This window comes from Limnospira sp. PMC 289.06 (assembly GCF_032350395.1).
Classification (GTDB): domain Bacteria; phylum Cyanobacteriota; class Cyanobacteriia; order Cyanobacteriales; family Microcoleaceae; genus Limnospira; species Limnospira platensis.
The window spans coordinates 1-8,232 of record NZ_JARPLC010000167.1; the positions used below are offsets into that span (position 1 = coordinate 1).

The window sequence follows — 8,232 nt, forward strand, 5'->3', positions numbered from 1 at the left end:
CCAATAGACGTTGCCACCTTCTAACCTTTGCATCCTGTCCCGATTTAGCTGCTTGAAATATCCTCTTTTGGAGTTGGAAAACTTTCCGTTGAACTTTCGCCCATGGGATAGCCTTCCATGGGTTTTTCGTAGTCTTGATTGGTTTGGTTTTGCCAAAACCTTTCTTTAAACTCGCCTGCGCCATATAAGCTCCTACTTGGCTCTATTCTTGGCAATCAAACCGTAACCTGTCAGCATATCCCTACCATTACAGTCGAGCGATCGCAGTCGTGGCCATCGCCAATCCTGCCAGACTGATGAAAGTAAAAAGCAACGAAGTTTTAAGCTGGATGTAAGGTTTCATGGTAATTCATCTTGATAAATTTTAATCTAGCCATGAGCCACAGGAAACGCGAGTTAGGTGGGATGAGTAGAAGCGATAACTCCAGAAGCCTAACGATAGCAAATCGTATTTTGGTTTCGGCGAATGGTAAAACAGACTCCACCATCGCTAAAAACTTTATAGTCGCTAAGTTCACCATCAATTTCAGCTAAACCAAATCGAGACCAAACGCGATCGCGGGGTTCTCGGTTAATCGTCAGCACTTCGATTCCTGTCAGCACCCCATCGCTCCACCTCAGTTGAGACCCCACCCGGCGACCCGACTCATCATCAATTTGGTTGAGTTCACAAGAATCACGCAAGCGATTCTCGCCACTGGTGAACGTGCAACGAACGGTTATCCAGTTGGGATTTGCTTCGGCCACAAGAGGGGTGAATCCCAAGGTTGTCAGACTACTTAGTAAAATGAACGATCGCATCAGCCTCACCTTGAAAAAGAGTAGTTAGTGGTCAGTCCCATCTAGTCGTCAATCTCAATATCTTCTATTAGTCAATTCTAAATGAAGACATAATGATGTCCATGACTTCTAAATCAATGGGATCGATCTCTTCACCATGGTTTCCAGCCCGAATAACAATTATATATTGTCCATTCGGGTGAATTAGCCGTGCAGCTTGATGGCGATAAGGATAAATTGTTTGTACTGTATAAATCACAGCATCTTGTCCAGCAATTGTTGTAAAACTAGATTCTAGTATTTCACGTCCCGTGATACCAGATTCCGATTCCTCCCGGAAAATATCCCGGACATTACGGATATGTCTAGGACGAGGTTCAATACTAACAATGACATCAGAAATTGGTCCTGCTCCAATCATCCGGTTACGAATTGCACAGTCAATAAATTCCACATCAGTTGGGTTCCGAACCGCAATAGATAACCGTTGATGGGACCGCGAATCACGCTGAAGTTCAGTCCTGTAGTTAGCAGGAATCTCAAATCGCAAACCATATTCCTCGTTCGTGATTTCACGACGAGCTTGGGATGGCTGTTCTTGGTTATCATTAGAACAGGGAGCCGACTGTTGAGCCTGAGCTGGAGTCACGAAGATGAGACTGAGGCTCATCAGCGACAGGATTGTGGGTAGTTTTAAATAATCTCTCATGGCAACTTACTCTGAATGAATAACACGAGTCATCATTGACAAATTTTAACGCCAACAGACTGAATTATTATTGACATTGACACATCGGAACATTGGACCTCCATTACTCATCCGCCGGAGAGTCCGCTGGCTAAGTGGAGCCAACGTAGCCGCATCTCGAAAACCCCATTCTCCACAGACTCCATCAACCCCCACTTCTGGACAAGGACGCTCTCCTCGTCCCTGTACACCAAAGTTAATCACGGTACTGACACCATCTTCCCATTCTAGTTGGGTGAAACCACCGCCAGTCCATGAATAGCCGAAATAGGTGCAGCTTTGACGTTTTTCAAGCTGTCCATTCCTAAAAAATAAGCACTCTCCGCTTGTTGGTTCTAACTTTCCCGCATTTGTGTAAATTGTCCCGAAAAGCAAAGATAAAATAGGTAATGGAAAAATCAATTGTCGTATTTTCATTAGATTAATTTTTGATGGAGAGCAGAATAACAACAAAATTAGATAACCGAATAACAACAAAATTAGATAATCGATGAGGATGAACAGTGCCTAAAACTACAGTCACTCTACTTCTCGCCTCCGTTATGAGAGATTCATATATCCCAAACTGCACACCCGTTCACTTTATCTTTCGAGAGCTTTATTCAATAGAATAAAAACTGACATCCAAAACTTGCAAACACAGACAATTCAGTGGTTTGATTTCCTTGAATCACTTTAAGAGTTGCATTATCAGTAACCCATCCATAACTTGTACCAGGATGCTGAATTTTCCAATCTGCTTGTAAAGTTGTAATAATGGAGCCATCAGAATTTTGAAAAGTCAAACTAGAGGGAGGCTTAGTTTGTCTTGATGACATCTCTGAACCTGTCGATTTCAATTGCAAAATTTGATTGTCAAGTCTCAAGTTAGCAGATAACTCACTACCTGATGCAGTTAAGAGATGCGTCAAATTATCATCAGCATATTTCCAAACGGCTAGACCACAAAACTCTAATGTCGGAACAATACCAATTCTGATCGGATTTTCTGTAACTGAAAACAAAATCTCAAAGTTATTCGTAATGCGAGATAATACTTCAGGTTCCCGATCATTAACTGAATTCACCCAGGAGGAAATAGTAATTGTTTGAGTTCTTTGAGGTGAGAAGAGAAAATAACTTCGGGTGAGACCATCGCCACTTTGGCTATGATAACGTAATGCAGGTTCTCCAGCAATACTAACTTGTTGAAAAATGCCTTCTTGTCCACGACGTGATTGCCGTTCAAACACTTGCTGTAGTGAAGCACTCGGGTGCAAACTAGAGTTAGTTACCAAAATTTTGGCGGCGGAGTACCATAGGGTAGTACGAGGTTGGCACTGATGAAATTCATAGGCTTCTGGAGAAAGAATCAAAATGTTATCTCCCGATATGACAGCTCGATAGTTTGCTGGAATTTGAAATTTAAAGCGATGCCTATCCGAGCGAATTTCTCGGCTTTCAGGAGAGGGTGGCGATTCATTTCTTAAAGATTTGGCAAGAATTCTTAACCTCTCAAAACTACATGGAATTTCAGCTTTAACAATGGGTATGGGGACTGTGGAAAGCAAGAGAAGTTGAATAAGACCTAACTCAAACCATTTTTTTATTGAGAGAATGAAGTTTTTTTCAGGAGTAGACATAGCTCAAATTTTATCATTTGGTATGGAGAAATTTTGAACATTCAAGTTATTTTTTTAAAATTCTGTTGGATGAAACACAGTGAACAGAGGTTAGAGATACTGGTGTTGGGTTGAGGCGCCTCAACCCAACCTACAAGCTATTCAATAGAGATAGTTAAATTATAGTTAGTATTATTACCAGACCTAGGTACGACTCGAACATAATAAGTCCCTGCTTGTATAGCTCGTTGAATATTAGTATTATTCGTAGAAGAAGCTATTGACAATGCCAGAATATCACCGTCTCCTTGATTGATCTCTCCATTGTTATTAAAGTCTTTAATTAGTTGAACTTCTGCGGATTGTGTGACACCACCAAGATTTATCCTGACATCACTGTTAGAGTTAACTGTAAATTGATAGATATCACTACTATCAGTCACGCCTACAAATTCAGTGAAACTGAGTGTTTCCCTTGGTGATAAAGTCCCAAGATTTAAAGCATTTCTTAACGTATTACCAGGATTAGCTGGGGTGGTACTCGGTTGAGAGAGGAAGCCTAATTCTAAGTCATAGTTAGTATTATTACCAGACCTAGGTACGACTCGAACATAATAAGTCCCTGCTTGTATAGCTCGTTGAATATTAGTATTATTCGTAGAAGAAGCTATTGACAATGCCAGAATATCACCGTCTCCTTGATTGATCTCTCCATTGTTATTAAAGTCTTTAATTAGTTGAACTTCTGCGGATTGTGTGACACCACCAAGAACAACAGAGATGCGACCATTAGTCGGAAGTGTAAATCGATAATCATCGACAGGATCTTCCCTGCCTACAAAATCTCGAGTTGTAAAGCCATCTTCAGTTAATATTCCCAATTCACGAGCCTGTGCAAGGGTGGTACCCGGTGGGGGCGGGGGATCTCCAACGGGGAGTGGTGCAGGTGGCATTGGTATAGGAGGTAGAGGCGGTGTTTCTTGTCCAGCAGTGATAAAATCATTGCTGTTGATAGAAGAAGACATCACATCATTGAGAATTGCCACAACTTCACCATTGCGGACAATCTCCGTGTTAGCACCAGCACCTCGAACCTCTAAATCATTAAAGGTAAGACCTGTAGGAAGACGCATCTTATCAATACCGGATTTGAAATCAGTAATTACATCCCGGTCAGCTCCCGATGATTGTAGGATAAACTGGTTTGCGCCATTACCACCAGTTAAGGTGTCTAATCCCTTGTCACCAGAAATAATGCTGTTTCCAGGACCTCCGATAATCACATCATTACCCGCGCCACCATACAGGCTATCGTTTCCAGGTCCTCCAATTAGGGTGTCATTACCCAAATTGCCAAATAGGATATTGTTACCATTACCAGCTTCTAGCAAATCATTATCTTGACCCCCAAAGATGGTATCACTACCGTCACCGCCAATAATGGTGTCATTCCCTTGGTTGCCGTAGATAATCTTTGCATTATTGTCATTAACGAGATAATCGTCTCCTTCCAATAGTGCGATCGCATTCTGGAAAGGTGAAGCGCTGAAATGGGCGATTTGCCCTGGAGGAAGCTGAGACACGATGATATAATTATTCCCAGGTGTAGCGATACCCAAGTCTAGTCCGTTCTCAGTAATAATCTCAGAAAGCATAATACTAGGCTTTTAATTATTTAAAGTATATTTAGTATGGCAAATGAATTTTTATGCGTCAAGTTTATTGTGAACTATTGTGAACTATTGTGAACATAAAAGCAAACAACAGTTTCAACAGGAAGGTGCCGGTGACAAAGCGATCGCTCTCCACCCGAAAAGCGATCACCTAACTTCCCAAACTGCACAACTACCCGAAAAGCGATCGCCTTCCCAAACTGCACAACCACCCGAAAGGCGATCGCCTTCCCAAACTGCACAAGGTTTCACTTAACCACAAGGCGGCGGGGAAATTACCGGTTTCTTTACCTCACCCGAAAAGCGATCGCCTTCCCAAACTGCACAAGGTTTTACTTAACCACAAGGCGGCGGGATAGTCATATAATCCGTCCCAAACGATATGCGATCGCTCTCTCTCAGACACCCCACCCACTAAGCGGAGCATTCCCAAAACTGCCACCGGTGAAAAGGCGATCGCTCTCTTTCCCAAAAAAGTCACCGGTGAAAAGGCGATCGCACTTCTCCCCAAGAAAGGCGGCGGGAAATGCGATCGCACTCTCCAACAGAAAAGTCACCGGTGAAAAGGCGATCGCCTGATTTTCTCGGACTTCTTAAATTAAAACCGTGGCTTTGGGTTTTGCCACTGTCAAAGCCATATATATGGTGCCACAATTTACCATTGTTATAGTGTAGGTCAAATCCGGGTATTTGTCAAGGTAAAATATCAGCCATGTAGGTTGGGTGAAAGGCAGCAGTTAGATATAGTGGCGTTGGGTTGAGGTAACGAAACCCAACCTACTCAACTTGGGGAAAGTGCGATCGCCTGTCTAGTCATTTTTCCTTGATGGGTGGGAAGGCGAGAGTGACTGGAAACTCGGGTGCTAAATTGCGTAAATTTCTCGCTTCGATCCGATAACTATTTTAGGGAAACCCAAAAACCACTTCACTGCTAAAGGACCGATGAAAACTCTACCAAACTATCAAATCAGAAAATTTGGCGATCGTCGTCAAATTCCCATCAAGCAAATCGTGATCTCGAAAGTGCAACCGAGAAAGTATTTTTCTGAGCAAAGCATCAATAAACTGGCTGCCAGTATTAAAAGCAGTGGCATCCTGCAGGATTTGATTGTGCGACCGATTGATAAGGGTAAGTACGAGTTAGTGGCGGGGGAGCGTCGCTATCGAGCGGCTCAAATTGTGGGACTTGAGACGATACCGGCCCAAGTTAAGGAGATGAGCGATGCTGAGGCTTTGCAGTGCGCTTTGACTGAGAATATCCAGCGGGAGGATTTGAACCCGATTGAAGAAACCGAGGCGATTTTGCGGCTGTTGGCTATCAACTTAAATGACTCAGTGGAAAAGGTGCGATCGCTACTGCACCGAATGAAAAACGACGCTAAGAAAAAAGTAACTACCCATAGCGCTATGGGTACATCGGAAGCCGAAATTGTCAAATCCACATTTGACTCTCTGGGTCGAATGTCGTGGGATTCATTCGTGAGCAATCAATTACCACTGTTGAAACTGCCACCGGAAATTCTGAAAGCTCTGGGTGAGGGCGATATTGATTACACCAAAGCGAAGGAAATAGCCAAGTTAAAGTCCGAGGAGGAAAGGTTGGCGCTGCTGGAAAAGGCGATCGCTCAAAAATTGACCTTGAGACAGGTGCAGAAATTGGTGAGGGAAAGCAAAGTATCAGAACTGCCAGACCAATTGGAAACCGAGATATCCGACCTGGCGAAACAATTCCGACGTTCAAAGGCTAGGCTATCCCCTCAAAAACGTTCTGAAATTGAGGGACTGCTGAAACGGTTGAAGTTACTGCTTTATGAAGAAAGTTGAAAATTTTGAGGATTTCTTCTCCCATACAGTACAAAGGTGAAATTATTATATATCGAAGTCGGATGGCAACTTCTATTGGAAGCATCTCATAATCTGCGTGGTTCCTTTTCCCAAGAGCAGATGGGAGTATAGTTTCATAGATTCAAAATGCTATACTCTCATTTGATGTGGCATTCACGCAATGACTGTGGAGAGATTAAAAAATATCTTTCTGCTTTTGTTTCCACAATGCCAATGTCAAATAAACAATCGCGTGCAATCCAAGTAAAAACCAGTTTAAACTCAAATTCGACCAGGTTGGATCGTAAACAGGTGTCACCTCAAAAGGTTGAGGAATAATGCTCCCGTCGGGAGCTTTCATCGGTTCCGGCACCATAGCATTGACATCGACTAAAGCCCCATAAGCCCCCACCGACCAACGACTTAACATCAACCAAGAAATAATTTTTCCTATTCCTTCCATTTTGAACAATACTCCCGAAAAAATAATTTGAGGAAGTAACAATAGAGGAAGGGCTGTATTAGCTTGAGTCTCATTATGAACAAAACAGGAAACTGCTAAACCCAAACAACCACTTGTAACTAAGGTTAGAAAGGTGGTTATACTGAGTCCAATAATCCAAGGCATTAATGTGGGTTCTGGAGATTTAAAACCCAGCAGCACAACCGCAGCCATTAACAATGTTTGTGCTAATCCTAAAAAGCATAAAACCATAATTTTGGATCCCAGGTAAGGAAACAAACCCAAGTTAACAAGACGTTCGCGGGCATAAATAGCTGCTTCTCGGATAATCGTTTGCAATGATCCTGACAACCCGACCCAAATAGCTGCACAGGTAAATACAAATAGAACCCGCAAAGCTAAAGGAGCCAGGGTCGGATCGGAAGCGTCTATATAGCCTACAACCCCTATTCTACCGTTACTTAGGTGTTACTCAAAACCATAACAGGATCCATCAATCTGTAGCCATAAAATAACCCCTAGGGGTTTAATCTAGGGGCGTTAATTTATGAAAGGTTGATGATTAGATTAATCTATCTGATAGATAACTCCAAGAAATAATTTAGCTTCAGAGCTATCAATATCAACCCCTAACGCTGTTAACCGTTCTATGGCTACGTTCAACGGTATAGGTAACTTAGAGCATCCATCGAGAACTTCTAAGGTAGCGTCAATCCCTTTTGTTTTATATTTACTCTCGTTGACGATTGTGCTATGACCCATAAGTCTCGCTCGCAACTCGATAGGTAGTCCATACTTTTCACCTAACAGGTTGTACAGCCTACGAAAAGCATATTTCTGGGTTACCGGGCATTTCATAGAGAAAATTATGTTGGTAAACTTTTTGTCAAAGCCTCCAATTATGCTTCTGGGTTGAACGCCTTTTTTATGGCTATATTCTGGTAACAACGGCTGTTTCAATTCCAGAAGTTTAAACATTTCAGGACTGGGAATTGGAGCAACAATCCTTCCCCCTGTTTTAATACTCACTTTCCTACCTTCTGCGTCAGTAAAGTAAACATAGTCACCTAGCACCAAGTAATTATCCTGATTATCAGGGTCTGATAGTGCTTTGATGATTACGCCATCTTCAGTTACAAATGA

At 42.4% G+C, this 8,232-nt stretch carries 10 protein-coding genes and 2 pseudogenes; 2 read left to right on the forward strand and 10 right to left on the reverse strand.

Translation table 11 applies throughout. The annotated features are described in order from the left end of the window. From P5674_RS21770 to P5674_RS21795, 6 genes are all read right to left on the reverse strand, one after another. Positions 1 to 184 (reverse strand): reverse transcriptase N-terminal domain-containing protein (locus P5674_RS21770; protein WP_315642724.1); only part of this gene is annotated, 184 nt, incomplete at its 3' end. Positions 185 to 432: 248 nt separating this feature from the next. Further along, positions 433 to 747 (reverse strand): hypothetical protein, encoded by a 315-nt coding sequence (locus tag P5674_RS21775; RefSeq protein ID WP_006616533.1) that lies wholly within the window; start codon positions 745 to 747, stop codon positions 433 to 435. Between the two features lie 121 nt (positions 748 to 868). Beyond that, positions 869 to 1,489 carry a hypothetical protein gene (locus tag P5674_RS21780; protein ID WP_006616534.1) on the reverse strand — a complete coding sequence of 207 codons (621 nt, stop codon included), beginning with the start codon at positions 1,487 to 1,489 and terminating at the stop codon, positions 869 to 871. Positions 1,490 to 1,534: 45 nt separating this feature from the next. Next, positions 1,535 to 1,945, reverse strand: a complete 411-nt coding sequence (locus P5674_RS21785; protein ID WP_006616535.1) for a hypothetical protein — start codon at positions 1,943 to 1,945, stop codon at positions 1,535 to 1,537. A gap of 185 nt (positions 1,946 to 2,130) precedes the next feature. Continuing rightward, on the reverse strand, positions 2,131 to 3,150 hold the full coding sequence (locus P5674_RS21790; RefSeq protein WP_315670276.1) for a hypothetical protein: 1,020 nt from the start codon (positions 3,148 to 3,150) through the stop codon (positions 2,131 to 2,133). 137 nt (positions 3,151 to 3,287) lie between these two features. After that, entirely contained in the window at positions 3,288 to 4,784 is a 1,497-nt protein-coding gene (locus P5674_RS21795) for a pre-peptidase C-terminal domain-containing protein (protein WP_006616537.1), read from the reverse strand. 79 nt (positions 4,785 to 4,863) lie between these two features. On the opposite strand from P5674_RS21795, the gene P5674_RS21800 reads away from it, so the two are divergent. Next, positions 4,864 to 5,058, forward strand: coding sequence for a hypothetical protein (locus tag P5674_RS21800; protein WP_006616538.1), 195 nt, complete (start codon positions 4,864 to 4,866; stop codon positions 5,056 to 5,058). A gap of 36 nt (positions 5,059 to 5,094) precedes the next feature. Here the strand turns inward: P5674_RS21800 and P5674_RS21805 are convergent, their stop codons facing one another. Next, positions 5,095 to 5,340 (reverse strand): hypothetical protein, encoded by a 246-nt coding sequence (locus tag P5674_RS21805; protein ID WP_152553710.1) that lies wholly within the window; start codon positions 5,338 to 5,340, stop codon positions 5,095 to 5,097. Continuing rightward, positions 5,280 to 5,456: a hypothetical protein gene (locus P5674_RS21810; protein WP_014274741.1), complete on the reverse strand. Its 177-nt coding sequence runs from the start codon at positions 5,454 to 5,456 to the stop codon at positions 5,280 to 5,282. Before P5674_RS21810 ends, P5674_RS21805 begins: the two co-directional genes overlap by 61 nt. Positions 5,457 to 5,744: 288 nt before the next feature. On the opposite strand from P5674_RS21810, the gene P5674_RS21815 reads away from it, so the two are divergent. Continuing rightward, positions 5,745 to 6,626, forward strand: coding sequence for a ParB/RepB/Spo0J family partition protein (locus P5674_RS21815; protein WP_014274740.1), 882 nt, complete (start codon positions 5,745 to 5,747; stop codon positions 6,624 to 6,626). A 196-nt stretch (positions 6,627 to 6,822) separates the two neighbouring features. On the opposite strand, the pseudogene P5674_RS21820 reads toward P5674_RS21815, so the two are convergent. Both P5674_RS21820 and P5674_RS21825 read right to left on the reverse strand, forming a co-directional pair. Continuing rightward, positions 6,823 to 7,518 (reverse strand): annotated as a pseudogene (locus P5674_RS21820) (ABC transporter permease); the annotation flags it as partial. Between the two features lie 138 nt (positions 7,519 to 7,656). Continuing rightward, a pseudogene (locus P5674_RS21825) lies at positions 7,657 to 8,232 on the reverse strand (recombinase); the annotation flags it as partial.

Coding starts and splice junctions, on each gene's coding strand:
- P5674_RS21790 (WP_315670276.1), bottom strand. CDS start 3,150: ATGTCTACTCCTGAAAAAAACTTCATTCTCTCAATAAAAAAATGGTTT.
- P5674_RS21785 (WP_006616535.1), bottom strand. CDS start 1,945: ATGAAAATACGACAATTGATTTTTCCATTACCTATTTTATCTTTGCTT.
- P5674_RS21815 (WP_014274740.1), top strand. CDS start 5,745: ATGAAAACTCTACCAAACTATCAAATCAGAAAATTTGGCGATCGTCGT.
- P5674_RS21780 (WP_006616534.1), bottom strand. CDS start 1,489: ATGAGAGATTATTTAAAACTACCCACAATCCTGTCGCTGATGAGCCTC.
- P5674_RS21795 (WP_006616537.1), bottom strand. CDS start 4,784: ATGCTTTCTGAGATTATTACTGAGAACGGACTAGACTTGGGTATCGCT.